Consider the following 23,961-nt stretch of genomic DNA (forward strand, 5'->3'; position numbering starts at 1 on the left):
CGTGGTGGTGCCTGCGCCGAAGACGGTGGGGCGTCCTACAGCGGCGGTGTGGTCGGCCCCCTAAAAACAGGTCTCCCCCGTCCATTTGTTGTCAGGCCCATCGTGACCGTCGCGCCAACGTCCCTCAAAGTCATGACGGTGAACACCCACAAGGGATTCACCGCGTTCAATCGCAAGTTCATCCTGCCCGAGTTGCGCGATGCGGTGCGCACGGTCGGTGCCGATGTCGTGTTCCTCCAGGAGGTCCAGGGCACGCACGACCGGCACGCGCGCAAGCACAGCAACTGGCCGGAAGCACCGCACTATGAATTCCTGGCCGACACGATATGGCCGCAGTTCGCGTACGGACGCAATGCGGTCTATCCGAAAGGCCATCACGGCAACGCCGTGCTGTCGAAGTTTCCGATCGTCAACTTCACCAACCACGATGTGTCGATCGCCGGGCCGGAAAAGCGCGGGCTGCTGCACTGCACCCTGCGCATTCCGGGCCGCGCCGGCGACGTGCATGTGATCTGCGCCCACCTGGGGCTTGCGGAGGCGCATCGGCAGCAGCAGCTTGAACTGCTCTGCCACATCGTGCGCGATGAGGTGCCACGCGATGCACCGCTCGTGGTGGCCGGCGACTTCAACGACTGGCGCGGTCGGGCGCATGACATCCTGGCGGAAGGCGCTGCGCTGCAGGAGGTCTTCGTGCAGGCCAATGGCAGTGCGGCGAAGACCTTTCCCTCGCGCTTTCCGTTGCTGTCGCTCGACCGCATCTACGTGCGCAACGCGGGCGTCCACTCGCCGGTGGTGCTGCCGCGCAAGCCGTGGTCGCATCTGTCGGACCATGCACCCCTGGTGGCGGAGATCGCGTTATGAATCGCTGGATCGGCGGCAATCGTGTCGAGTTGCTGGAGAACGGCGAAGCGTTCTTCCCGCGCGTGTTCGAGGCCATCCGCGAGGCCGAGCGCGAAGTCATCATCGAGACCTTCATCCTCTTCGACGACAAGGTCGGCCGCGGGCTTCATCAGGCGATGCGCGACGCCGCACTGCGTGGCGTGAAGGTCGACCTGATGATCGACGGCTTCGGCTCGCCCGACCTGTCGCCCGAGTTCATCGGCGAGCTGACGTCGGCCGGCGTCAAGGTGCGCGTGTTCGATCCGGGCGAGCGCATCTTCGGGCAGCGTCTCAACATGTTCCGCCGCATGCATCGCAAGATCGTGGTGATCGATGGCGTGCGCGGCTTCATCGGCGGCATCAACTATTCGGCCGATCACCTCGCCGATTTCGGACCGATGGCCAAGCAGGATTACGCCGTCGAGCTGGGCGGACCGATCGTGGCGGACCTGCACCGCTTCGTGCTCCATGCGATCGCGGTCGGCGGCAAGGGACCCGGCTGGTTCCGTCGCCGGCTCAAGCGTGCGGACGGTGCGGCGACTGCGCCGGTCGGCGATGCGGAGGTCCAGCTCGTGACGCGCGACAACCGCCGGCATACCAACGACATCGAACGCCACTATCGCGCCGCGATCCGCACGGCGCGGCACCGCATCGTGATCGCCAATGCCTACTTCTTCCCCGGCTATCGCCTCATCAAGGAGATGCGCCGCGCGGCGCGCCGCGGTGTCGACGTCCGGCTGATTCTTCAGGGCGAGCCCGACATGCCGATCGTGAAGACGGCAGCGAGCATGCTGTACCACCACCTGCTGCATGCGGGCGTGAAGATCTACGAGTACTGCGACCGCCCGCTTCACGGCAAGGTCGCGCTGGTGGACGGCCACTGGAGCACCGTGGGTTCGAGCAACCTCGACCCCTTGAGTCTCTCGTTGAACCTCGAGGCCAACGTCATCGTGCGCGACCGTGCCTTCAACCACACGCTGTCGGAGCGGCTCGACCATCTGATGCGCCACAGCTGCAAGCAGATCGAGGCCAGCGACATGACCGACTGGAGCGGCTGGCGCCTGGTGCGCAGCTTCTTCATCTTCCATCTGATGCGCTGGTACCCGTCATGGGCCGGTTGGCTTCCGCGCCATGCGCCGCGGCTGAAGGACGCGTCCGAACTGCCGGTTGGCGGTGCGACGCAGACGGACGCTGCCTGAAGTCCACCGAGGCACGACCATGAACGCCGCCATTGCGCCGTCGCATTCCGCTGCCTCCGGCAAGGCGCCTTCACTGCTGTCGCGATGGAGCGCGAAGCCGTGGTGGCCGTGGGCCAAGCGCATCGTGCTGGGCGGCTTCTTCGTCTTCGTGGTGGCGATGCTCGCGATCCAGGCGCGTGCGATCCAATGGCACGAAGTCTTCGACGCGATGCGGGCCTATCCGGCCAGCGTCGTGCTGATCGCGGCGTTGCTCGCGGCGGCCAGCCATCTGATCTACAGCAGCTTCGATCTGGTCGGCCGCCACTACACCGGGCACAGCCTGCGTGCGCCGACCGTGATGGCCATCACCTTCGTGAGCTACGCCTTCAACCTGAATCTGGGCACGGTGGTCGGCGCCGTCGCCATGCGCGTGCGCCTCTATTCGCGCCTGGGGCTCGATGCCGCGGTCATCGCCCGCATCGTCGGCACCAGCATGCTGACCAACTGGCTCGGCTACTTTCTGCTGGCGGGGCTTGCCTTCATCTGGTGGCCGCTTGCATTGCCTGCGGACTGGCACGTCGGCATCGGCGCACTGCGCGTGCTTGGCGCGGCACTGGTTGCCATGTCGCTGGGTTATCTGGCGATGTGCGCGATCTCCAAGCGACGGGAGTGGACCGTGCGCGGCCATGAAATCGCATTGCCCAGCCTGCGCGTGGCCATCGTGCAGGTGCTGCTGTCGACCGCCAACTGGGCCGTGATGGGCGCGACCATGTATGTGCTGCTGCAAGGCAAGGTGGCCTATCCGATGGCGCTCGGCGTGCTGCTGATCGGCGCGGTGGCCGGCCTTCTGTCGCGCGTCCCGGCCGGACTGGGCGTGCTCGAAGCGGTCTTCATGGCCATGCTGTCCACGCAGATGGCCGGCTCTGCCCTCGTTGCCGCGGTGTTGCTGTATCGCGCGGTCTACTACTGGGCACCGCTCGTGGTGGCCACCCTGCTCTATCTCGCGATGGAAGCGTCGGCGAAGCGGTTGGCCGTGAAAGCGGCGGACGAAGACCTGCCCGTGCCTCGCGGATAGCCCTGGCGTCGCAGGGGCCGGAAGGCATCGCGGCGCTCTTGAGCTGTATATTCATACAGTGAACATCCAGAGCAAGCTTGCCATCCTGGCCGACGCGGCCAAGTACGACGCATCGTGCGCATCCAGCGGTACCCGCTCGCGCAATTCCGTCGGCGGCCGCGGCATCGGTTCGACCGAAGGTTCGGGCATCTGCCACAGCTATGCGCCCGACGGCCGTTGCATCTCGCTGCTGAAGATCCTGCTCACCAACTTCTGCCAATACGACTGCCTCTACTGCGTGAATCGCGTGACGAGCAATGTGCCGCGTGCCCGTTTCACGGTCGACGAGGTGGTGGCGCTCACGCTCGATTTCTATCGGCGCAACTGCATCGAAGGCCTGTTCCTGTCGAGCGGCATCATCCGCAGCCCGGACTACACGATGGAGCAGGTGGTCGAGGTGGCCCGCGTGCTGCGCGAGGAGCACGACTTCCGTGGCTACATCCATCTGAAGACCATTCCCGATGCGTCGCCCGAACTCCTGCGACTTGCCGGCCGCCACGCAGATCGCCTGAGCATCAACATCGAGCTGCCCACCGTGCAGAGCCTGGCCACGCTCGCGCCCGAGAAAGACGGCGTGGCGATCCGGCGGTCGATGGAGCGCCTGCGCGTGCACATCGACGACGCCCGGGGCGAAGCACGCGAGGCGGCGGCCAGGCCGGCCCTGTCGATGCCGCAGGCGTCGCCACGCCGCGCCCAGGCGCCGCACTTCGCGCCCGCCGGCCAGAGCACGCAGATGATCGTCGGCGCCGATGCCACCGACGACCGCACCATCCTGTCGACCAGTGCCGACCTCTATGGCGCCTATCGGTTGCGCCGCGTGTACTACTCGGCATTCAGTCCCATCCCCGACGCGTCCGCCGCGCTGCCCTTGCGCGCGCCGCCCATGGTGCGGGAGCATCGGCTGTACCAGGCCGATTGGCTGATGCGGTTCTACGGCTTCACGCACGACGAGATCGTGCCGCCCGCCTCCACGGCCGGAGCGAGCGGCATGCTGTCGCTGGAACACGATCCCAAGCTGGCGTGGGCGCTGGCACACCGCGAGCGCTTTCCCGTCGACCTCAACCTGGCGCCGCGGGAGATGCTGCTGCGGGTGCCCGGTCTCGGCGTGAAGACGGTCGACAGGTTGCTGGCTTCACGCCGTGTACGCCGCCTGCGCAGCGCCGATCTCGCCAAGCTGCACGTGCCGCTGGCCAAGGTCATGCCCTTCGTCGAATTGCCGGACCATCGGCCCGGCCGGGCGCTGGATGCCGCGGACCTTGCCGCGCGCCTGCAACCCGCGCCAGCGCAGGCCTCGCTCTTTTCAACCTGAGCGCCTACACGAAGCCCGCACGGGCTCCGCAACATCGCCGCATGGCTTCTTCCAACGTCACGATCATCACGCTGGATGGCGATACCGACTGGCCCGGCTTCCGGCGTGAAGCCCGGCAGTTGCTGGCACGCCAGGTGCCGCCGGATGCCGTCGCCTGGCATACACGGGCCAGCGCGGCGGCAGATCTGTTCGCTTCTGCCGCAGAGCTCGCGCTTGATCTGCCGGCGGAGTCGCCGGAGTCACCCAAGGCAACGCACGCACCGCTCGGCAACTCGGCCGTCGTTCCACCCGCTTTTCTCCGCCTTTGCGAGACGGTGATTCTTCACGAGGAGCCCGGCCGCTTCGGTCTTCTCTATCGGCTGCTGTGGCGGATGGTGCTCGAGCCCGGACTGCGGCACGACCCGCTCGATCCGGACCGGTTGCAGGCACAGCACATGGCGCAGGCGGTTCGCCGCGACATGCACAAGATGAAGGCCTTCGTGCGTTTCCGACCGGTCGGGCAGGCGGAAGGCGAGCCTCCCCTGCACGTCGCCTGGTTCGAGCCCGACCACCATATCGTCGAGGCCGTGGCGCCTTTCTTCGTGCGCAGGTTCACGCAGATGCGCTGGGCGATCCTCACGCCGGAACGCTCGCTCGAATGGGTGCCGGAGTCGGTCCAGCCGACCGGCACGCCCGGCACGGGACATGGTGCCTTGCGCTTCGGTCCCGGTGCACAGCGGCGGGACGCTCCGCCGGCCGATGCGGGCGAAGCGCTCTGGCTCACCTACTACAGCCACATCTTCAATCCGGCGCGGCTCAAGCTGGCCATGATGCGCAAGGAAATGCCACGCCGCTATTGGCGCAACCTGCCCGAGGCGGATCTCATCGGCGCGCTGTCCGCGGAGGCGGTCGCCCGCAGCGGCCGGATGATCGACGCGCCCGCCACCCGACCGAATCGCCGCATCAAGCCGTCACCGCCGGTACGCCAGGAAAGTCAGGCAGCCGCGTTGCCGAACGCTCAGAACCGGTAGGCATAGCGCACGCGCCAGGTGTTCTCACCCGGATTCGGGCTCTTGATGCCGCCATTGGAGACGTGCTGGAACCGCATCGAAAGCTCATGCTCCTGCCGGCTGCCGAAGCTGCGGCCGACGCCCAGAACCTCGGTGAACTGGAAGGCCGTGCTGAATTCGCGGGAGGGTGTTTTGTAGACGTTGTCCATCACGAGCGCGCCGATACCGGCCTCGGCGAACCAGGGCGATTGCCCGGCGTCGAAGCGATAGCGCCAGGTGGCGATGGCACCGAGCTGCGTGTAGCTGTGATGGCCGAAACCGTTGCGCTCGTCAGCCTGCCAGTTCGCCACGAACACATCCCAGTAGGCCGATTGAGCCCCGCTCGACGACAGGAACGAGGGCGACCAGGGGAGCATCACGCCGATGGAAGCGATGCGCGTCGTCGCGGCGGACCCGTGCGGCGCCGAGCCGCCCTCGGCATAGACAGCCATGCCGGCCGTGTCCAGCGCCAGGGCCGACTGAGGGATTGCGCACAGCATCAGAAGAGGAGCACTCGCCGCAAGCGCACGAAAAAGTGAGATGGACATGAGGGAGAAAATTTGAAGAGGAGAGAAAGTGCGAATTTCCAGGAAGCGCGAAAGCGTAACAATTGGCAAGCCACCCTTCACTCGGTAGGACACTCGCCCGCACCGCGATTTGTTGCAGTGCAGCAGAGAAAGCGCCATGCGCTTAAAGTCGACGGCACCCACTTGTCCCGTCGACCGGAACCCCATGAATACCTCTCTCTCGAGCCGCTTTTTCAATCCGGTGATGCTGTGGCTCGACGTCGCACTGACCACGCAGGAGATGCTGGTCTCATCCGGCGAAGTGATCCGGCTGCGCACCGAACGGATCGCGCGCGCCGGCCTCCTGCCGAGCGCCTCGGACCTGGCGGAAATCCAGCTCATGGGCCACGAGAAGCTTGCTGCCGCGAGCGAGGCCGGCGCGGCGATCACGTCGCAACTCAATACCTCGGGCATCTCCCTGATGAATCGCGCGCTTCAGCAATGGCTCCACGGCACGTCGGCACTGATCGGTCTGGCGACCAGCCAGACGTCGGCCGAGGCGGTGGCGCATGGCAACGAATTGGTCGAGGTCGGCAAGCGTGCCGTCGCCAACGTGTCGCACCTGTCCAGCGCGGGTGCGCGGGTTGCGCAGCGGGGCTTGAAGCCCATCCACGCCAAGGCCGCGTCGAACGCGCGGCGGCTCTCTAGGCTCGCACCAGGCGCAGCAATGTGATCTCGGAAGGTGCGCCGAAGCGTTTCGGCGGACCCCAGTAACCGGTGCCGCGGCTCGTGTAGACCCACATCGCACCCAGCTTGTGCAGGCCCGCGACGAAGGGCTGCTGCAACGGCACGAACAGGTTCCATGGAAAGAACTGGCCGCCATGCGTGTGGCCGGAAAGCTGGAGCTGGAAGCCGGCTTCGGCTGCCGCAGGTGCGCTGCGCGGCTGGTGGGCAAGCAGCACCCGGGTGGTGGCCGCCGCCGGTGCGCCAGCCAGGGAGCCTTCCGGATTGCTGGTGTGCGTGACGTCGAAGTGGCCGGCCGTGAAGTCCGTGACGCCAGCGAGGACCAACAGGTTGGCGGCCACCTCTTCGTCCGTCTGCGCACCACCGCGCGGGTCGCGCGCGCCGAGCAGCACATGCTCGTTCATCAGCACACGCAGGCCGATCCGCCGAAGCTCGGCGACCCAGGCCGGCGCGCCTGCGTAGTACTCGTGGTTGCCGGTGACGACGAAGGTTCCGTGGTGCGCCTGCAGGCCCGCCAGCGGCGCGATGTGCTCGCGCAACTCGGGGACGCTGCCGTCGACCAGATCGCCGGTGATCGCGATGGCATCGGCGTCGAGCTGATTCACCGCATCGACGATGCGCTGGATGTAGCCGCGTTTGATGGTCGGGCCGACATGGATGTCACTGAGCTGTGCGATGGTGAAGTTCTGCAGCGCTGCCGGCAGGTTCGGCATGGGCACGTCGACGCGCACCACGCCGGCGGTGCGCCGTGCATTGAAAAAGCCGATCAGCGACGTGAGCGTCGCGATCGCCGGCACGGCAAGCGCCGTCCACAGCGGCCAGCGGTCGATGTCCATCACCGGACCGCCCAGTGCGCCGACCAGCCAGGCGACGACCAGGCCGATGTCGCGCAGCGCGGTCAGCACGAACATCGAGGAGAACCAGCCCATGCTGATCAACCCGATCCATTTCCAGGCGTCGGCCGGCGGCTTGGCGGCCGAGCGCATGCCGATGAAGGGCAAGGGCATGGTGATTGCCGAAATCGCGATGGCGATACCGACCACGACGGCCACGGGCATCGAAGCGGCCAGCATGGGCAGCAGCCGCACGGCGAGATAGACGTGCAGCAGCGTGGTCAATGCGGTCAGGGGAAGCAGGGACATGGGGGAACTCGATGGAGAAGCGTGAGCAGAACAGGCGTTCTGCGGCATCGCATGTGCGAGCCATCGCTGCTGCATTCAAGGCGCATGCCAGCTTGAAAACTGCGTCGGTTGCCGGCGGATGGCCGGCGCCACCGCTCAGGACGGTGCGCGGGTGCTGCGAGACGCCATGTCGGTGCCTGCCGGCCAGACGAATGTTGCCTTTGCAGCAGCACCAGCCATGACGGTGAGCGGCTGCTTGAGCGTCTGGCTGCCCAGCGTGGCTTCGACCTCGTAGCGGCCTGGGTCGAGTCGCGCGAGGAGGAACGGTCCGTTCGAGACCACCTGGTCGAGCAGCGTGTTGCCGCTGCTGTCGCGCACGCTGACACGCACATCCGAGGCGAAATCGGCGGTCTTGCCGTCCTTGACGGCGAATTCGAGTGTTGCTGCCCAGCGCGGCGACACCGTCTCCATGAGCTGCGCTTCGTCGCTGCCGATGCCACCGCTCATGTATTCGATGCCGTGGGTCATGCGGATCGGCGGATTGACCACCGCATGCGCTGAAAGTGCGCCCAGCAGCGCACCGCCGCAGAGCATTGCGACCGCCAGCGGCCGCGCTTTTTGCCAAGTCGTCATGACTGAAATCCTTTCGTCGTGGCCCGAAGCCACGCGCGTACTGTGTCGCGCGGGCCTTAGGCCAGACTTAAGCATGACGCGTGCCGTGGCGGCACACGCTCACTCGTCGAGACTGGCAGCGGCAGCCTGGCGCCCGCGCGCCGATGTGGCCTCAGCCGCCTTGACTTGTGGCACGACGGGTTTGCCCGCGGCACCGGCGAGCATCGTGCCGCTGTCGGCGGCAGCCGCCGCGACGAAATCGAAATTGGACGGCCACTGGAAGACGGCCTTGGAGGAACTGCCGTCGAACACCGTCAGCGTCTGCGTGAGCGTCAGGCCACTGACGGTCGCCTCGACGTCATAGGTACCGGCATCGAGCCGGGCGACGAGAAACGGGCCGTCCGCCACGGCATGCATCACGGGGCGGCCGGTGTACTTGTCGCGGATCGCCACCTGTACGTTGGCGGGAAAGGCGCCACGCTCGGCACGGTTGACCCCGAATTCGAGCACCGCGGCCCAGCGAGGTGCCACCATTTCCATGAACGCCATTTCGGGCTTGCCCGCACCACCGCACATGTATTCGACGCCGTCGGCCACCCGAATCGGCGGATTGGTCAATGCGTGCGCCGAGGTCAGCGTGCCCAGGAGCGTTGCGCCCCCCACCGCCAGGACCGCCAAGGGCCGGGCAAACCGGAATGTGTTCATTGCTGGATTCCTGCTCAGAAGAAGTGCGAAAGAAGGCCGATGCATTCTGCTTAGCAAGAGTCGGGCAAGGTATGGCGTTTACGTGGGGGTGTTACAGCTTAAGTCGTGGAAATGACAGTGAAATGGCGGCGGGGTGACGCGAAGGTCGCCGGCGCCGCCTCGGCGCCCGCGTCATCACATCGGCTTGACTTCAAGCTCGTTGTCGACCGAACTGACACCGCTCACGGCCTTGGCAATCTGCGTCGCGCGGTCCTTGGCTGCGCTCGTGGGAGCCGGCCCCTGGAGGCGAACCACGCCGTCCTTGGTGTCGACGTCGATCTTGATGGCGCTCAGATCCGCGTCCTTGGCCAGGCCGGCCGACACGCGGGCCGTGATGGCGGCGTCGTCGACCGCGTTCTTGGCGTCTGCGGCGCCCTGCTTCATCGACGACTCGCCCGCGGCGGTCGACGAAGCGATCTTCTCGCGCGCTTCGCCGCCGAGTTCCTTGGCCTTGGCCATCGTCTCGGTGCCGGCCTGTTCGGTGCGGGCGAGCGCCGCATCGACCTTCTGCCCGGCGGTCTGGTTCTTGTCGCCGCAGGCGGCAAGCGTCAGCGCGGCGCCGGCTGCAATCGCTGCGAGCCAGATGCGCGACGGGCGGGTGGATACGTTGGAATGAATGGAACGGGTCATGGCAAACCTCTCTGTCTCAAAGATTTGCACATTAGCGGCCCCGCACGGATGCGCTGGCCGACGGCGTTGACGATGGCTGTCGGACGCCGGCTTGCGCGGGTGCCATGCGTTGACGCACGGCATCCGCGCTGCGGTCACACGTCGATGTTCGCCGCCCGCAGTGCGTTCTGCTCGATGAACTCGCGCCGCGGTTCGACCTCGTCGCCCATCAGCATCGTGAACACGCGGTCGGCTTCAATGGCGTCGTCGATCTGCACGCGCAGCAAGCGGCGAACGTTCGGGTCCATCGTGGTTTCCCAGAGCTGTTCCGGGTTCATCTCGCCCAGTCCCTTGTAGCGCTGGCGCGAGGTGGTGCGCTCGGCTTCGCCGATCAGCCACTTCATCGCCACACGGAAATCGGCAACCTTCTCTTCCTTCGCGCGTTCGCCTTCGCCGCGCTTCACCACGGCGCCGTCGCCGAGCAGCCCGCGGAAGGTGTCGGCGGCGGTGGCCAGCGCCGCGTAGTCGGCGCCATGGACGAAGTCCTGCGTGATCACGCTGCTCTTGATGTTGCCGTGATGGCGGCGGCTGATGCGCAGGATCGGCTTGTCGGTGCGCACGTCGAACTCGCTCGCGACCTCGGCGGGTGCACCGGTGTCGTTGAGTTCGCGCAGCTTGGCCTGCAACGCCACGGCCGAGGCTTCGGCGCTCTCGGTGGTGTCGAGGTCGAGCGACACGCCATCGGCGATCGCGCGCAGCGCGGCGGCGTCCAGGAACACGCCGAGACGTGCGATCACGGCCTGCGCCAGCTGGTGCTTGCGCGCCAGTTCGGCCAGCGTGTCGCCGGAGAGCGTAGTCGGGTTGGCGCCGCCGGTCTCGATGCTGGCGTCCTTCAGTGCGACCTTGAGCAGGAAGGCGTCGAGCGCGGGGCCGTCCTTCAGGTATTGCTCTTCCTTGCCGACCTTGACCTTGTACAGCGGCGGCTGCGCGATGTAGATGTGGCCACGCTCGACCAGCTCCGGCATCTGCCGGTAGAAGAAGGTCAGCAGCAGCGTGCGGATGTGGGCGCCGTCGACGTCGGCGTCGGTCATGATGATGATGCGGTGGTAGCGCAGCTTGGCGACGTTGAAGTCGTCCGCCCCGCCGCCCGCGGTGGTCGCGCCGGCGCGACCGATGCCGGTGCCCAGCGCGGTGATCATCACGAGGATTTCGTTGCTGGTCAGCAGCTTCTCGTAGCGGGCCTTCTCGACGTTCAGGATCTTGCCGCGCAGCGGCAGGATGGCCTGGAACTTCCGGTCGCGGCCCTGCTTGGCGGAGCCGCCGGCGGAGTCACCTTCCACCAGGTAGACCTCGCACAGCGCAGGGTCCTTTTCCTGGCAGTCGGCCAGTTTGCCGGGCAGGCCCATGCCGTCGAGTACGCCCTTGCGGCGCGTCATCTCGCGGGCCTTGCGCGCGGCTTCGCGCGCACGGGCGGCTTCGATGATCTTGCCGCAGATGATCTTGGCGTCGGCGGGACGTTCCTGCAGGTAGTCGCCGAGCAGGCGGCCGACGATGTCTTCCACCGGGGCGCGCACTTCGCTCGACACCAGCTTGTCCTTGGTCTGGCTGGAGAACTTGGGCTCGGGCACCTTCACGCTCAGCACGCAGCACAGGCCTTCGCGCATGTCGTCGCCGGTGACCTCGACCTTGGCCTTCTTGGCCAGCTCGTTCTCTTCGATGTACTTGTTGATGACGCGCGTCATCGCGGCGCGCAGGCCGGTCAGGTGGGTGCCGCCGTCACGCTGGGGAATGTTGTTGGTGAAGCACAGCACCTGCTCGCTGTAGGCGCTGTTCCACTGCATCGCCACTTCGACGCCGATGTGCGTGCCCGGGATGCCGCCATAGGTGTCTGCGGGCTTCTCGCCGGCCGCGTAGAACACGTTGGGATGCAGGATCGTCTTGCCCTTGTTGATGAACTCGACGAAGCCCTTCACGCCGCCGGCGCCCGAGAAGTCGTCTTCCTTGCCGCTGCGCTCGTCCTTCAGGCGGATGCGCACGCCGTTGTTCAGGAAGCTCAGCTCGCGCAGGCGCTTGGACAGGATCTCGTAATGGAAGTCCGAGTTCTCCTTGAAGATCTCGGTGTCGGGCAGGAAGTGGACTTCGGTGCCGCGCTTGTCGGTGTCGCCGACGATCTTCATCGGCGAGACTTCGATGCCGTTGACCTGGTCGAGCAGACGGTTCTGCACGAAGCCGCGGCTGAATTCGAGTTCGTGGATCTTGCCTTCGCGGCGCACGATCAGGCGCAGCTTGACGCTCAGCGCGTTCACGCAGGACACGCCCACGCCGTGCAGCCCGCCGGACACCTTGTAGCTGTTCTGGTTGAACTTGCCGCCTGCGTGCAGTTCGGTCAGCGCGATCTCAGCCGCCGAGCGCTTGGGCTCGTGCTTGTCGTCCATCTTCACGCCGGTCGGAATGCCGCGGCCGTTGTCGGTCACCGAAATGGAGTTGTCGGTGTGGATGGTCACGACGATGTCGTCGCAGTAGCCGGCCAGCGCCTCGTCGATCGAGTTGTCGACCACTTCGAACACGAGGTGGTGCAGCCCGGTGCCGTCGGAGGTGTCGCCGATATACATGCCGGGGCGCTTGCGCACGGCTTCCAGGCCTTCGAGGATGGTGATCGAGCCTTCGCCGTACGAGGTATCCGGCGGCGTGACTTCAATCGGAATCGCGCTCTCGATTTCGGGCGTGTAGACCGGTTCGGTGTGCGGGGCTTCCGGCTTGTTTTCTTCGCTCATTGGGGACACATCCTCTCTGGGGAAACTGGTTTTCTGGGTCTCTTGAAAGACCCAACCCGCGGCGGCCGCGGGTTGTGGGTGCAAAAGCTGTTCGGGACCGCGCTCTAGATCCGCATCGGCATGACGACGTACTTGAAGTCGGCGTTGTCGGGAATGGTCAGCAGCGCCGAGCTGTTGGCGTCGGCCAGATCGAGCTTGACCATGTCCTGGCTCATGTTCGACAGTGCGTCGATCAGGTAGGTCACGTTGAAGCCGATCTCGATCGCGTCGCCGCCGTAGTCGATGTCGAGTTCGTCCTGCGCTTCTTCCTGCTCGGCGTTGTTCGACGCCACGCGCAGCGTGCCCGGCTCGATGTTCAGGCGCACGCCCTTGAACTTCTCGCTGGTCAGGATCGCGGTGCGCTGCAAGCTGGCCAGCAGCGTTGCGCGGCCCAGCGTCACGCTGTTCTTGTGGTTCTTCGGAATCACGCGGTTGTAGTCGGGGAACTTGCCTTCGACCAGCTTGGTGACGAACTCCATGCCGCCGAAACTGAACTTGGCCTGGTTGTTCGCGAACTGCATCTCGATCGCGCCTTCGGCATCGGACAGCAGGCGCTGCATTTCGATCACCGTCTTGCGCGGCAGGATGACTTCCTGGCGCGGCACTTCGACGTCGAGCGTGGCCGATGCGAAGGCCAGCCGGTGGCCGTCGGTCGCGACGAGGCTCAACTGCTTGCCTTCGGCGACGAACAGGATGCCGTTCAGGTAGTAGCGGATATCGTGCACCGCCATCGCGAAGGACACCTGGCCGAGCAGGTCCTTCAGCGTCTTCTGCGGCACGCTGAACACCGGGCCGAAGTTCGCGGCTTCCTGCACCAGCGGAAAGTCTTCCGCGGGCAGCGACTGCAGCGTGAAACGGCTCTTGCCGCCCTTGAGCACCAGCTTGCTCGCGCTCGATTCGAGGCTCACGGTCTGGTCCGCCGGCATGGTGCGCAGGATGTCGATCAGCTTGCGCGCGCCGATGGTCGTCGTGAAGTTGCCTTCGTCGCCGCCGAGCTCGGCCACCGTGCGGATCTGGATCTCCAGGTCGCTCGTGGTCAGCTGCAGCTGGCCGCCGGTCTTGCGGATCAGCACGTTGGCCAGGATCGGCAGCGTGTGGCGCCGCTCCACGATGCCGGCAACGGATTGCAGCGCGGCCAGGACTTTGTCTTGTGTTGCCTTCAGGACGATCATGTCTTACCTCTCTCGTTTATCGCTTCGATTCTTGGCCACCGCCGGCCCGGGTCGGACCGCACGTGTTATCCCTTCAGCGTCTGCTCGAGCACGTGCAGCTGCTGGTTGAGTTCGCTCATCTGCTGGCGCTCACCGGAAATCTTGCGCACGGCGTGCAGAACGGTCGTGTGGTCGCGCCCGCCGAACAGTTCGCCGATCTCGGGCAGGCTCTTCTGCGTGAGTTCCTTGGCGAGGTACATGGCAATCTGGCGCGGCCGCGCGATGCTCGCCGGACGCTTCTTCGAATACATGTCGGCGACCTTGATCTTGTAATAGTCGGCCACCGTTTTCTGGATGTTTTCCACCGAGATCTGCCGGTTCTGGATCGACAGCAGATCGCGCAGCGCCTCGCGCGCCAGGGCGATCGAGATCTCTTTCTGGTTGAAGCGCGAGTACGCGAGGATCTTGCGCAGCGCACCTTCGAGTTCGCGCACGTTGGAGCGCACGTTCTTCGCCACGAAGAACGCGACTTCTTCCGGCATTTCGGCCGATTCGGCACGCGCCTTGTTGATCAGGATGGCCACGCGCATCTCGAGCTCGGGCGGCTCGATGGCAACCGTCAGGCCCGAATCGAAGCGTGACACCAGACGTTCGTGGATGTCGGCCAGACCCTTCGGATAGGTGTCGCTCGTCATCACGATGTGTGATTTTTTCGCGAGCAGCGCCTCGAAGGCATTGAAGAATTCTTCCTGCGTGCGGTCCTTGTTGGCGAAGAACTGGACGTCGTCGATCAGCAGCAGGTCGAGCGAGTGGTAGCGGTCCTTGAACTCGTCGAAAGTCTTGCGCTGGTAGGCCTTGACCACATCCGACACGAACTGCTCGGCATGGATGTAGAGAACTTTGGAATCGGGCCGGTCGGCCAGCAGCCGGTTGCCCACCGCGTGCATCAGATGGGTCTTGCCCAGGCCGACGCCACCGTAGATGAACAACGGGTTGTAAAGGTGCCCCGGCATGCCCGAGACATGCATGGCTGCAGCGCGCGCCATGCGGTTGGCGGTGCCCTCCACGAGCGTGTCGAATGTCAAGCCGGAATTGAGCCGGTTCTTGAAGCCGGCGGCCGATTGCTCTTCGCCCGGACCGGCCACGTCGCGTGGCACATCGGTGTCGACCATCACCGTCATCGGTGAAGGTCTGACGGGGATATCCCGCGGAGCGAGCGCTAACTCGACGATGACCGGCTGGCCATACATCTTCTCCGCCATCGCCGCGATCTTGCTCGCATACTGGGCGCGGATCCAATCGAGCTTGAAGCGGTTGGCGACGAACACCGTCATCCGCGAGAGGTCGTCTGCAACCTGTGCTGTCAGGGGTTTGATCCAGGTGTTGAACTGCTGTTCGGACAGCTCCTGTGCGAGCTGGTCGACACAGGCCTGCCAGAGGCTGTCGCCGATGCCTTCACCCGCCATGGGTGCGCGGAAAAGAGATGTGTCCCTCGGCCATTTGTAGTTGTCGTGTTGTGGATAGTCGCGGCTGCAATGCCTCGGCGATTCTAACTTGTCAAAACCTTATCCACACCGCTGCGTGTGCCCGGCGAAGGGGCATGGAATGCCCTGCAAATCCGCTCCAGTTTGATCGAAGCCACAAATGTTGCGATAATCGCGGGTTTCCCTGAAAACCTTCTTTGTGTGTTTCGGGGGCTCTCCTTCCAGAATCTCTCTGGACACTCGGAAATCTCATCATGAAACGCACTTACCAAGCATCCAAAGTCCGCCGCGCCCGCACCCACGGTTTTCTCGTTCGCATGAAGACCCGCGGTGGTCGCGCTGTGATCAACGCACGCCGCGCCAAGGGCCGCAAGCGCCTCGCTGTCTGACGACAGACGGCAGCCGCAGCTCGAAGTCGCCGCAAGAGCCAACCCTTTCGGACGGCGTGCAGCGGTCGGCTTCCATGCAGCGGCTCAAGACCCGCGCGCAGTTCCAGGCCGTACTCGCAGGTGCCACCGTTGCCCGGACAGCGCACTTTGCATTGCACCGTTGCGCGTTGGAGGCAGCGGCCGGTGCTGAGCCCTTGTTCGGCGCGCGCGAGGTCTGGCTGGGCGCCATGGTGCCCAAGCGCTGGGCTCGCCGTGCGGTCACGCGCAATGCCATCAAACGACAGATCTATGCCATGAGCGCCGCGCCGGAGGTTTCGCTTCCGCTTGCAGCGCACGTGGTGCGCCTGCGCTCGGGCTTCGACCGCAAGGAATTCGTGAGCGCGACCTCCGACAAACTCAAATCCGCCGTGCGCCGCGAGCTCCAGCAACTGCTGGCGCGCGCGGCGTCGGTACGCACATGATCCGGCAAGTGCTGATCGGTCTCGTGAAGGCCTACCGGTTGCTGCTGAGCCCATGGCTCGGGCAATCGTGCCGCTTCGAACCGACCTGTTCGGCGTACTCGATCGAGGCGCTTGAACGCCATGGCGCAGCCGTCGGCAGCTACCTCACTTTGAAACGCATCGCCCGTTGCCAGCCCTGGTGCGAGGGCGGCCACGACCCGGTCCCGCCGAAGCGGCCGCGCGGGACGAACAAGGCGATGTTTTCCTCTCTCTTTTCCGACAAGAAGTCTTCTTCATGAACGATATTCGCCGCACCATCCTGCTGGTGATCTTTGGTTTCTCGCTGGTGCTTCTGTGGGACCAGTGGCAGGTCCACAACGGAAACAAACCCACATTCCTGCCGTCGGCCAAGACCGCCGCCGCGCCAGCGCCTGCCGCCAGCGCACCAGGGGCCGCGGGCGCATTGCCGGCGGCTGCGACCGGGGCAACTGGCAATTCCGCTGCGGTACCGACGCAGGCTGCAGCCGCTCCGGGCGAGAAGATCGCCGTCACGACCGATCTGTTCAAGGCCGTGATCGACGGCCAGGGCGGCACGCTGTCGGAGCTGCAGTTGCGCGAATACGTCGACCAGACCAACAACGGTGGCCTGGTCGAATGGTTCCATACGCTCATCGGCCAGGCGCCGACGCCGAACGTCGTCAAGCCTGTCATGCTGATGGAAGACGGCTCGCCGGCCACGCTGTACGTGGCGCAGACCGGCCTGCTGAACACCGTTGATACGGGTGACCGCTTTCCGAATCATCTGACGCCCATGAAGTCGACGGCCGGCCCGCGTGAGCTGGCAGACGGCCAGAACACGCTGGAAGTGTCTTTCGAGTCGCAACCCGTCGGCGGCCTGAAGTACGTCAAGACCTACCTGTTCACGCGCGGCGACTATTCGATCCGCGTCAAGCACCAGGTCGTGAACGTGAGCGACCAGCCGCGCGACGCGCAGCTCTACCTGCAGCTGGTGCGCCACGGTACGGTTGCGTCCAGCACGATGTTCGGCACCAATACCTTCACCGGTCCGGCGGTCTACACCGAAGAGAAGAAGTTCCACAAGGTCGCGTTCACCGACATCGCCAAGAACAAGGTCGAGCTGCCGCCTGCGGCCAACAACGGCTGGGTGGCAATGGTGCAGCATTACTTCGTGTCGGCCTGGCTGCTCAATGCGCCGGGCAGCGAAGCCTACAAGCGCGAATTCCGCGTGGCCGATCTCGGCAACAACCTCTATTCGGTCGCGATGGTCGTGCCGCTGTCGACCCTGGCACCCGGCGCCAGCAAGACGATCGACAGCAGCCTGTTCGCCGGCCCCGAGGAAGAAAAGAAGCTCGAGGCATTGGCGCCGGGCCTCGACCTGGTGAAGGACTACGGCATCTTCGCGATCATCTCGAAGCCGCTCTACTGGCTGCTCAACCAATTGCACGGCCTGCTGGGCAACTGGGGCTGGTCGATCGTCGCGCTGGTGGTGCTGCTGAAGGCTGCGTTCTACTGGCTCAATGCCAAGGCCTACGCCAGCATGGCGAAGATGAAGGCGATCAATCCGAAGATCACCGAGATGCGCGCGCGCCTGAAGGACAAGCCACAGGAAATGCAGCAGGAGATGATGCGGATCTACAAGGAGGAAAAGGTCAACCCGATGGGTGGCTGCTTCCCGATCGTGATCCAGATCCCGGTGTTCATCGCGCTCTATTGGGTGCTGCTGTCGTCGGTCGAGATGCGTCATGCGCCCTGGATCGGCTGGATCCATGACCTGTCGGCACCGGACCCCTGGTTCATCCTGCCCGTGGTCATGACGGCGACTTCGCTGTTCCAGACCTGGCTCAATCCGACGCCGCCGGATCCGATGCAGGCCAAGCTGATGTGGATCATGCCGCTGGCCTTCAGCGTGATGTTCATCTTCTTCCCGGCCGGCCTGGTGCTGTACTGGATCACGAACAACACGCTGTCGATCGCACAGCAGTGGTTCATCAACAAGCGCCTCGGCGTCATCGGGAAGTAGTCTCCCGACAAAGGGGGCAGACCCCGTCTCCGAAGGGCCGCCGACGCGGCCCTTTTTCATGGGCCTCTGAAACAATAGCCACCATGCTTGCACGCACTTCCGACCCGATCGTCGCCATTGCCACAGCGCCCGGACGGGGCGCGATCGGCATCGTTCGCGTGTCCGGCCGGAACCTCGCACCATTGGTCGAGGCGCTCTGTGCGCGACCTCTCAGGCCGCGTGAGGCGACATACCTGCCGTTCCGCGATGCGGCGGGCGAGCCCGTCGACCACGGCCTGGCCATCCACTTCCCCGGCCCGAACTCCTTCACAGGGGAGGATGTGCTCGAACTTCAGGCGCACGGCGGCATGGTCGTCTTGCAGTTGCTGATGGCGCGTTGCCTCGAAGCCGCAGCTACCGCCGATCTGGCGACCGGTCGGCCGCTGCTCGACGGCCTGCGGGTCGCCGAGCCTGGCGAGTTCAGCCAGCGCGCCTTCCTCAACGGCAAGATCGACCTGGCGCAGGCCGAGGCGATCGCCGACCTGATCGATGCCAGCACCGAGGCCGCCGCGCGCAGTGCGGGCCGTTCGCTGTCCGGTGCGTTTTCGCGCGAGATCCATGTGCTGCGCGACGCGTTGATCCATCTGCGCATGTTGGTCGAGGCCACGCTCGACTTTCCGGAAGAGGAGATCGACTTCCTGCAGAAAGCCGATGCGGCCGGCCAACTGGCCGCGCTGGAGGCGCAGGTCGTGGCCGTGCAGCAGCGCGCGCGCCAGGGCGCGTTGTTGCGCGAGGGCATCAAGGTAGTGATCGCCGGGCAGCCGAACGCAGGCAAGAGCTCGTTGCTGAACGCGCTGGCGGGTGCCGAACTGGCCATCGTCAGCCCGGTCGCCGGCACTACACGCGACGTGGTGTCGCAGACCATCCAGATCCAGGGCGTGCCGTTGCATGTCGCGGACACCGCTGGCCTGCGCGACAGCACCGACGAGGTCGAGCAGATCGGCGTGGCGCGTGCCTGGGGCCAGATCGAGGGTGCCGACGCCGTGCTCTTCCTGCACGACCTCACGCGGGCCGATGCGGCCGACTACGCCGCCGATGACGCGGAGATCCTGCGAACCCTGCAGCGCAAGCTGCCCGCGTCCGTGCCGGTGCTCGATGTCTGGAACAAGCAGGACGCCGCCCCCGAAGCGGCGGCGCGCCCCGGCATCGCGCTGTCGGCGCGTACCGGTGCCGGTGTCGAGGACCTGCGGCAGCGTCTGCTCGAACTTGCAGGCTGGCAGGCGGTGCCCGAGGGGCTGTACCTGGCGCGCGAGCGCCATGTTCAGGCGCTCACGCGGGTGGCGCGGCACTTGACGCTCGCTGGAGCCCATCTCGCCAGCCGCGCGCAGGCACTCGACCTGCTTGCCGAGGAGCTTCGGCTCGCGCAGAACGCACTCAACGAGATCACCGGCGAGTTCGGTTCCGACGATCTGCTGGGCGTGATCTTTTCGCGCTTCTGCATCGGCAAGTAGCTGCCACGCTTCGGCCGGTTCAACCTTTTTGCAGCTTGTCGATGGCCCGCGCCAGCCCGTCAGGCTTGCCGGACAGCACCAGCGTGTCGCCCTCGTGCAGCACGAGCGCGCCATTCGGCTCCGCGGCGCTGCCGTCCTTGCGTCGCAGGCTGGCCACGCGCACGCCGATCGCATCCAGCGCGAGCTGTGCGAGCGGCTGATCGATTGCGCGAGCGCCTGCGTTCAACGTGAAGGTGTTGAGCCGTGCATGGTCGAGCTCGTCGACCTTGTCGTCGTCGGCGCCGTGGAAGTAGCCGCGCAGCAGGTTGTAGCGCGCATCGCGCAGGTCCTGCACCACGCGGATCACGCGGCGCATCGGCACGCCGACCAGCGCGAGCGCATGGCTTGCCAGCATCAGCGAACCCTCGATCGCCTCGGGAACGACCTCGGTCGCGCCGGCAGCCTGCAGCTTCTCGAGATCGAGGTCGTCCTGCGTGCGCACGATCACCGGCACCTGCGGTGCATGGGCACGCGTGTGGGCCAGCACCTTGAGCGCCCCGGGCACGTCGAGGTAGGTCACGACCACCGCACTCGCGCGCGCCAGGCCGGCGGCCATCAGCGCCTGCAGGCGCGCCGCGTCGCCGAACACGACCGAGTCGCCGGCGGCCGCGGCCTGCCGCACGCGGTCGGGGTCGAGGTCCAGCGCCATGTACGGAATGCCTTCGCGCTCGAGGATGCGCGCCAGGTTCTGGCCGCAGCGGCCGTAGCCGCAGATGATCACGTGCTTCGAGGTGTTGATCGTCTTGCGCGCGATGGTCGTCATCTGCAGCGATTGCTGCATCCAGTCGCTCGCCACCAGTTTGCGCACGATCGCGTTGCTGTACATGATGATGAAGGGCGTGGCCAGCATCGACAGCACCATCGAGGCGAGTACCGGATTGGCAAGCCAGGGCGGCAGGAGGCTGCGGTCCTGCGCGAGCGTCAGCAGCACGAAGCCGAATTCGCCGGCCTGCGCCAGATAGAGGCCGGTGCGCAGCGACACGCCGGTGGTTGCGCCCAGTCCGCGTGAAAGCAGCATCACCAGCAGCAGCTTGAAGGCCAGCGGCAGCACCAGCAGCAGCGCCACCAGTGCCCAGCGTTCGATCACGATATGCCAGTCGAGCGACATGCCGATGGTGATGAAGAACAGCCCAAGCAGCACGTCGTGGAAAGGCCGGATGTCGGTTTCCACCTGGTGCTTGTATTCGGTCTCCGACACCAGCATGCCGGCGATGAAGGCGCCGAGCGCGAGGCTCAGGCCGGCCAGCTCTGTCATCCACGCAAGCCCCAGCGTGACCAGCAGCAGGTTGAGCATGAACAGCTCTTCGCTGCGGCGACGCGCGACCAGCGTGAGCCACCAGCGCATCACGCGTGGACCGCCATAGAGCAGCACGCCGACGAGGAAGGCCGCCTTCAGCAACGCAATCGACAGCGCCTTGAACAGCGCCTCGGGCGGCGCACCCAGTGCGGGAATGATCACCAGCAACGGAACCACTGCCAGATCCTGGAACAGCAGCACACCCATCACGCGCTTGCCATGCTCGCTCTCGAGTTCGAGCCTTTCGGACATCAGCTTGACCACGATGGCCGTGCTGCTCATCGTGAGCGCGCCCGACAGCGCCAATGCGGTCTGCCAGCCCAGGCGCCAGGCCGGTGGCAGCTGCGTGGCGACGATCAGCGCGGCGGCGGTGGCGATGCCCATCGTCAGCAGCACCTGAAGCAGGCCGAGCCCGAACACGTGGCGCCGCATCGCCCGCAGCTTCGGCAGGCTGAACTCGAGTCCGATCACGAACATCAGGAAGACCACGCCGAATTCGCCCAGGTGGCGAATGCCCTCGCTGTTGTCGGCCAGCGCCAGCGCATGCGGTCCGATCAGCACGCCGGCCGAGAGATAACCCAGCATCGGCGGCAGCTTCAGCAGCCGGCAGGCCACCACCCCGATCACCGCGGCCAGCAGGTACAACAGCGTGAGATCAAGGGAAGACATGACCCGATGCTAGCAAGGGTCTTCATTCGGCGGGAAAGGGGCTTTCCGGGCGCGCGACGGCGGGGTGTGGGGGCATCGGTGCGACCGATAAAATCCCTGCGATGAGTTCCCGCCCTCCCCTGGCCTTCACGGCCGATCCCGACAAAGCGCTTGCGCGGGCCCGCCTGACCTTCGACATCGAAGCCGAAGCGGTGCTGGGCCTGAAATCGCGTGTCGGCCCCAGCTTCGTCGAAGCCGTGCAGAAGATCCTCGACGTGCGCGGACGCGTGGTGGTCATGGGCATGGGCAAGAGCGGCCACGTGGGGCGCAAGATCGCGGCCACGCTGGCCTCGACCGGCACGCCCGCGATGTTCGTGCACCCGGCAGAAGCCAGCCACGGCGACCTCGGGATGATCAAGTCGGTCGACCTCGTGCTGGCGATTTCCAACAGCGGCGAAGTCGAGGAACTCACCACCATCCTGCCGGTCGTCAAGCGCCAGGGCGTGCCGCTGATCGCGATGACGGGTCGCGCCGAGTCGACGCTCGCCCGCCATGCCGACATCGTGCTGGACAGCGGCGTCGAGAAGGAAGCCTGTCCGCTCAACCTCGCGCCCACGGCCAGCACCACCGCGCAGATCGCGCTGGGTGACGCGTTGGCCGTGGCCCTGCTCGACGCGCGCGGCTTCGGCACCGAAGACTTCGCACGGTCCCATCCCGGTGGCGCGCTGGGCCGCAAACTGCTGACCCACGTCAGCGACCTGATGCGCACCGGCGACGCGGTGCCGCGCGTCGTGCCGTCGGCCGGCTTCAGCGAGCTGATGCGCGAGATGAGCAACAAGGGACTGGGCGCGGCGGCGGTGGTCGACGACGGCGGGCGGCCGATCGGCATCTTCACCGACGGTGACCTGCGCCGCCTGATCGAGACCGGCGCCGATCTGCGCGCCCTGACTGCGGCCGATGCGATGCACCGCGCACCGCGCACGCTGCGCGCCGATGCCCTGGGCGTCGAGGCGGCAGAGTTGATGGAAGAGCATCGCATCACCAGTCTGTTGGTGGTCGATGCCGATGGCTTGTTGATCGGCGCCATCACCATCAACGACCTGATGCGTGCAAAGGTCATCTGATGCCGATGACCTTTGCACCCGAAACGCTGCTTGCCGCCCAGGATGTGCGCGTCGCTTTCTTCGACGTCGACGGCGTGCTGACCGACGGCGGCGTGTATTTCAGCGAGCACGGCGAAACGCTCAAGCGCTTCAGCATCCTCGATGGCTATGGACTCAAGCTCTTGCGCACGGCCGGGATCGTGCCGGCCGTGATCACCGGGCGCGACTCCAAACCTCTGCGTGTACGTCTCGAGGCGCTCGGAATCGAACATGTGCGCTACGGCACGGAGAACAAGCTGCCCGCGGCCGAGGCGATGCTCGCATCGCTCGGGCTGAACTGGACCCAGGCCGCCGCCATTGGTGACGACTGGCCTGATCTGCCGATCTTGCTGCGGGTCGGTTTCGCCGCAGCACCGGCCAACGCGCACGCCGAGGTGCGCGCCGTGGCCCGCCACGTGACGACTGCACGCGGCGGCGAAGGTGCCGCGCGCGAATTCTGCGACCTGCTGCTCACGGCAGGCGGCCATTACCGTCGCCTGCTGGACGTGGCGCGAGGCATGGCTTCATGAGTCGGCCCGTTGGCGCGTTGCTGCGCAAGGGTTTCGACCGTGTCACGATCTATCTGCCGATCATTCTGACCTTCGCGTTGGCTCTGGGCACCTATTGGCTGGTCCGAAATGCCCCGAGGCTGCTCGAAGCTTCGGCACCAGCGGCGCCGGTGCATGAGCCCGATTTCTTCATGCGGGGCTTCGTCGTCAAGAATTTTCTGCCTACGGGCGTATTGCGCAGCGAGCTGTTCGGCAAGGAAGGCCGCCATTTTCCGGACACCGACACCTTGGAGGTCGACCAGGTCAGGTTGCGCGCGGTTTCGGACGAAGGGCTGGTCACGCACGCGACGGCCGATCGTGGCCTGTCGAACGGCGATGGCAGCGAATTGCAGCTGTTCGGCAACGCGGTGATCGTGCGCGACGCTGCGACCTCGTCAAGCGGCCGGCCGGTCCCACGGCTCGAATTTCGCGGTGAATTCCTGCACGTTTTTGTCGATACCGAGCGTGTGACTTCGCACTTGCCCGTGGCGCTAAAGCGTGGTGATGATCAATTCACCGCAGACAAGCTCGACTATGACAATCTCACTGGCGTGGCGAATCTGCAAGGGCGCGTGCGCGGCTTGCTGATGCCTGCGCCAGGGGCCGCTGCGACTCCGCCGCGCGCCAAACGCTGA

The 23,961-nt window shown here is 65.7% G+C and carries 23 protein-coding genes; 14 read left to right on the forward strand and 9 right to left on the reverse strand.

What is annotated here, in order from left to right; translation table 11 throughout:
* Positions 1 to 132: 132 nt before the first annotated feature.
* The 5 genes from AC07PZ_RS06175 to AC07PZ_RS06195 are packed head-to-tail and all read left to right on the forward strand — an operon-like array spanning position 133 to position 5,490.
* Positions 133 to 861 carry an endonuclease/exonuclease/phosphatase family protein gene (locus AC07PZ_RS06175; protein WP_495294166.1) on the forward strand — a complete coding sequence of 243 codons (729 nt, stop codon included), beginning with the start codon at positions 133 to 135 and terminating at the stop codon, positions 859 to 861.
* Positions 858 to 2,078 (forward strand): cardiolipin synthase ClsB, encoded by a 1,221-nt coding sequence (gene clsB / locus AC07PZ_RS06180; protein WP_495294167.1) that lies wholly within the window; start codon positions 858 to 860, stop codon positions 2,076 to 2,078. Before AC07PZ_RS06175 ends, clsB begins: the two co-directional genes overlap by 4 nt.
* 19 nt (positions 2,079 to 2,097) lie before the next feature.
* Positions 2,098 to 3,132, forward strand: coding sequence for a lysylphosphatidylglycerol synthase domain-containing protein (locus AC07PZ_RS06185; RefSeq protein WP_495294168.1), 1,035 nt, complete (start codon positions 2,098 to 2,100; stop codon positions 3,130 to 3,132).
* A gap of 58 nt (positions 3,133 to 3,190) precedes the next feature.
* On the forward strand, positions 3,191 to 4,480 hold the full coding sequence (locus AC07PZ_RS06190) for a putative DNA modification/repair radical SAM protein (RefSeq protein ID WP_495294169.1): 1,290 nt from the start codon (positions 3,191 to 3,193) through the stop codon (positions 4,478 to 4,480).
* Between the two features lie 41 nt (positions 4,481 to 4,521).
* Positions 4,522 to 5,490, forward strand: a complete 969-nt coding sequence (locus AC07PZ_RS06195) for a TIGR03915 family putative DNA repair protein (RefSeq protein ID WP_495294170.1) — start codon at positions 4,522 to 4,524, stop codon at positions 5,488 to 5,490.
* Here the strand turns inward: AC07PZ_RS06195 and AC07PZ_RS06200 are convergent.
* Positions 5,478 to 6,194 (reverse strand): acyloxyacyl hydrolase, encoded by a 717-nt coding sequence (locus tag AC07PZ_RS06200; protein ID WP_495294171.1) that lies wholly within the window; start codon positions 6,192 to 6,194, stop codon positions 5,478 to 5,480. The two genes, AC07PZ_RS06195 and AC07PZ_RS06200, sit on opposite strands and share 13 nt — an antisense overlap.
* Positions 6,195 to 6,240: 46 nt before the next feature.
* Here AC07PZ_RS06200 and AC07PZ_RS06205 point away from each other — a divergent pair, with 46 nt between their 5' ends.
* Positions 6,241 to 6,747, forward strand: coding sequence for a polyhydroxyalkanoate granule-associated phasin (locus tag AC07PZ_RS06205; RefSeq protein WP_495294172.1), 507 nt, complete (start codon positions 6,241 to 6,243; stop codon positions 6,745 to 6,747).
* Here the strand turns inward: AC07PZ_RS06205 and AC07PZ_RS06210 are convergent.
* The 7 genes from AC07PZ_RS06210 to dnaA all read right to left on the reverse strand — a co-directional run bounded on the left by AC07PZ_RS06210 (position 6,719) and on the right by dnaA (position 15,274).
* The gene (locus AC07PZ_RS06210; protein WP_495294173.1) at positions 6,719 to 7,900 is read right to left on the reverse strand and encodes a metallophosphoesterase; all 1,182 of its coding nucleotides are present in this window, start codon (positions 7,898 to 7,900) and stop codon (positions 6,719 to 6,721) included. The genes AC07PZ_RS06205 and AC07PZ_RS06210 overlap by 29 nt on opposite strands.
* Before the next feature lie 135 nt (positions 7,901 to 8,035).
* On the reverse strand, positions 8,036 to 8,512 hold the full coding sequence (locus tag AC07PZ_RS06215) for a hypothetical protein (protein ID WP_495294174.1): 477 nt from the start codon (positions 8,510 to 8,512) through the stop codon (positions 8,036 to 8,038).
* A gap of 99 nt (positions 8,513 to 8,611) precedes the next feature.
* Positions 8,612 to 9,169: a hypothetical protein gene (locus AC07PZ_RS06220; protein ID WP_495294175.1), complete on the reverse strand. Its 558-nt coding sequence runs from the start codon at positions 9,167 to 9,169 to the stop codon at positions 8,612 to 8,614.
* A 201-nt stretch (positions 9,170 to 9,370) separates the two neighbouring features.
* Positions 9,371 to 9,865 carry a BON domain-containing protein gene (locus AC07PZ_RS06225; protein WP_495294176.1) on the reverse strand — a complete coding sequence of 165 codons (495 nt, stop codon included), beginning with the start codon at positions 9,863 to 9,865 and terminating at the stop codon, positions 9,371 to 9,373.
* A 134-nt stretch (positions 9,866 to 9,999) separates the two neighbouring features.
* Positions 10,000 to 12,618, reverse strand: a complete 2,619-nt coding sequence (gene gyrB, locus AC07PZ_RS06230; protein WP_495294177.1) for a DNA topoisomerase (ATP-hydrolyzing) subunit B — start codon at positions 12,616 to 12,618, stop codon at positions 10,000 to 10,002.
* Positions 12,619 to 12,722: 104 nt separating this feature from the next.
* Entirely contained in the window at positions 12,723 to 13,829 is a 1,107-nt protein-coding gene (gene dnaN, locus AC07PZ_RS06235; protein WP_495294178.1) for a DNA polymerase III subunit beta, read from the reverse strand.
* A gap of 65 nt (positions 13,830 to 13,894) precedes the next feature.
* Positions 13,895 to 15,274: a chromosomal replication initiator protein DnaA gene (gene dnaA / locus AC07PZ_RS06240; protein ID WP_495294179.1), complete on the reverse strand. Its 1,380-nt coding sequence runs from the start codon at positions 15,272 to 15,274 to the stop codon at positions 13,895 to 13,897.
* 272 nt (positions 15,275 to 15,546) lie between these two features.
* Between dnaA and rpmH the strand changes: the two genes are divergently transcribed.
* The 5 genes from rpmH to mnmE all read left to right on the forward strand — a co-directional run bounded on the left by rpmH (position 15,547) and on the right by mnmE (position 19,652).
* The gene (rpmH, locus tag AC07PZ_RS06245; protein WP_007834827.1) at positions 15,547 to 15,681 is read left to right on the forward strand and encodes a 50S ribosomal protein L34; all 135 of its coding nucleotides are present in this window, start codon (positions 15,547 to 15,549) and stop codon (positions 15,679 to 15,681) included.
* Between the two features lie 74 nt (positions 15,682 to 15,755).
* Positions 15,756 to 16,142, forward strand: coding sequence for a ribonuclease P protein component (locus AC07PZ_RS06250; RefSeq protein WP_495294180.1), 387 nt, complete (start codon positions 15,756 to 15,758; stop codon positions 16,140 to 16,142).
* The gene (yidD, locus tag AC07PZ_RS06255; protein WP_495294181.1) at positions 16,139 to 16,420 is read left to right on the forward strand and encodes a membrane protein insertion efficiency factor YidD; all 282 of its coding nucleotides are present in this window, start codon (positions 16,139 to 16,141) and stop codon (positions 16,418 to 16,420) included. Before AC07PZ_RS06250 ends, yidD begins: the two co-directional genes overlap by 4 nt.
* Positions 16,417 to 18,162, forward strand: a complete 1,746-nt coding sequence (gene yidC / locus AC07PZ_RS06260; RefSeq protein WP_495294182.1) for a membrane protein insertase YidC — start codon at positions 16,417 to 16,419, stop codon at positions 18,160 to 18,162. Before yidD ends, yidC begins: the two co-directional genes overlap by 4 nt.
* Before the next feature lie 83 nt (positions 18,163 to 18,245).
* Positions 18,246 to 19,652 carry a tRNA uridine-5-carboxymethylaminomethyl(34) synthesis GTPase MnmE gene (gene mnmE / locus AC07PZ_RS06265; protein ID WP_495294183.1) on the forward strand — a complete coding sequence of 469 codons (1,407 nt, stop codon included), beginning with the start codon at positions 18,246 to 18,248 and terminating at the stop codon, positions 19,650 to 19,652.
* Between the two features lie 19 nt (positions 19,653 to 19,671).
* Here the strand turns inward: mnmE and AC07PZ_RS06270 are convergent, their stop codons facing one another.
* Complete coding sequence (locus AC07PZ_RS06270; protein ID WP_495294184.1) at positions 19,672 to 21,657, reverse strand: monovalent cation:proton antiporter family protein; 1,986 nt, start codon at positions 21,655 to 21,657, stop codon at positions 19,672 to 19,674.
* Between the two features lie 101 nt (positions 21,658 to 21,758).
* Here AC07PZ_RS06270 and AC07PZ_RS06275 point away from each other — a divergent pair, with 101 nt between their 5' ends.
* Genes AC07PZ_RS06275 through lptC form a run of 3 tightly spaced genes read left to right on the forward strand, consistent with a single transcriptional unit; the run spans position 21,759 to position 23,961 of the window.
* Entirely contained in the window at positions 21,759 to 22,760 is a 1,002-nt protein-coding gene (locus tag AC07PZ_RS06275) for a KpsF/GutQ family sugar-phosphate isomerase (RefSeq protein ID WP_495294185.1), read from the forward strand.
* Positions 22,760 to 23,308 carry a KdsC family phosphatase gene (locus AC07PZ_RS06280; RefSeq protein WP_495294186.1) on the forward strand — a complete coding sequence of 183 codons (549 nt, stop codon included), beginning with the start codon at positions 22,760 to 22,762 and terminating at the stop codon, positions 23,306 to 23,308. Before AC07PZ_RS06275 ends, AC07PZ_RS06280 begins: the two co-directional genes overlap by 1 nt.
* Positions 23,305 to 23,961, forward strand: coding sequence for an LPS export ABC transporter periplasmic protein LptC (gene lptC / locus AC07PZ_RS06285; protein WP_495294187.1), 657 nt, complete (start codon positions 23,305 to 23,307; stop codon positions 23,959 to 23,961). Before AC07PZ_RS06280 ends, lptC begins: the two co-directional genes overlap by 4 nt.

The sequence above is a fragment of the Variovorax sp. GW821-FHT10B04 genome, from assembly GCF_059415645.1.

What these genes read in the sequence shown, in the direction of transcription:
- AC07PZ_RS06175 (WP_495294166.1), top strand. Translation starts at nt 133, where the DNA reads ATGACGGTGAACACCCACAAGGGATTCACCGCGTTCAATCGCAAGTTC.
- clsB (WP_495294167.1), top strand. Translation starts at nt 858, where the DNA reads ATGAATCGCTGGATCGGCGGCAATCGTGTCGAGTTGCTGGAGAACGGC.
- AC07PZ_RS06185 (WP_495294168.1), top strand. Translation starts at nt 2,098, where the DNA reads ATGAACGCCGCCATTGCGCCGTCGCATTCCGCTGCCTCCGGCAAGGCG.
- AC07PZ_RS06195 (WP_495294170.1), top strand. Translation starts at nt 4,522, where the DNA reads ATGGCTTCTTCCAACGTCACGATCATCACGCTGGATGGCGATACCGAC.
- AC07PZ_RS06200 (WP_495294171.1), bottom strand. Translation starts at nt 6,194, where the DNA reads ATGGCGCTTTCTCTGCTGCACTGCAACAAATCGCGGTGCGGGCGAGTG.
- AC07PZ_RS06205 (WP_495294172.1), top strand. Translation starts at nt 6,241, where the DNA reads ATGAATACCTCTCTCTCGAGCCGCTTTTTCAATCCGGTGATGCTGTGG.
- AC07PZ_RS06210 (WP_495294173.1), bottom strand. Translation starts at nt 7,900, where the DNA reads ATGTCCCTGCTTCCCCTGACCGCATTGACCACGCTGCTGCACGTCTAT.
- AC07PZ_RS06215 (WP_495294174.1), bottom strand. Translation starts at nt 8,512, where the DNA reads ATGACGACTTGGCAAAAAGCGCGGCCGCTGGCGGTCGCAATGCTCTGC.
- AC07PZ_RS06225 (WP_495294176.1), bottom strand. Translation starts at nt 9,865, where the DNA reads ATGACCCGTTCCATTCATTCCAACGTATCCACCCGCCCGTCGCGCATC.
- gyrB (WP_495294177.1), bottom strand. Translation starts at nt 12,618, where the DNA reads ATGAGCGAAGAAAACAAGCCGGAAGCCCCGCACACCGAACCGGTCTAC.
- dnaN (WP_495294178.1), bottom strand. Translation starts at nt 13,829, where the DNA reads ATGATCGTCCTGAAGGCAACACAAGACAAAGTCCTGGCCGCGCTGCAA.
- dnaA (WP_495294179.1), bottom strand. Translation starts at nt 15,274, where the DNA reads ATGGCGGGTGAAGGCATCGGCGACAGCCTCTGGCAGGCCTGTGTCGAC.
- rpmH (WP_007834827.1), top strand. Translation starts at nt 15,547, where the DNA reads ATGAAACGCACTTACCAAGCATCCAAAGTCCGCCGCGCCCGCACCCAC.
- AC07PZ_RS06250 (WP_495294180.1), top strand. Translation starts at nt 15,756, where the DNA reads ATGCAGCGGCTCAAGACCCGCGCGCAGTTCCAGGCCGTACTCGCAGGT.
- yidD (WP_495294181.1), top strand. Translation starts at nt 16,139, where the DNA reads ATGATCCGGCAAGTGCTGATCGGTCTCGTGAAGGCCTACCGGTTGCTG.
- yidC (WP_495294182.1), top strand. Translation starts at nt 16,417, where the DNA reads ATGAACGATATTCGCCGCACCATCCTGCTGGTGATCTTTGGTTTCTCG.
- mnmE (WP_495294183.1), top strand. Translation starts at nt 18,246, where the DNA reads ATGCTTGCACGCACTTCCGACCCGATCGTCGCCATTGCCACAGCGCCC.
- AC07PZ_RS06270 (WP_495294184.1), bottom strand. Translation starts at nt 21,657, where the DNA reads ATGTCTTCCCTTGATCTCACGCTGTTGTACCTGCTGGCCGCGGTGATC.
- AC07PZ_RS06275 (WP_495294185.1), top strand. Translation starts at nt 21,759, where the DNA reads ATGAGTTCCCGCCCTCCCCTGGCCTTCACGGCCGATCCCGACAAAGCG.
- AC07PZ_RS06280 (WP_495294186.1), top strand. Translation starts at nt 22,760, where the DNA reads ATGCCGATGACCTTTGCACCCGAAACGCTGCTTGCCGCCCAGGATGTG.
- lptC (WP_495294187.1), top strand. Translation starts at nt 23,305, where the DNA reads ATGAGTCGGCCCGTTGGCGCGTTGCTGCGCAAGGGTTTCGACCGTGTC.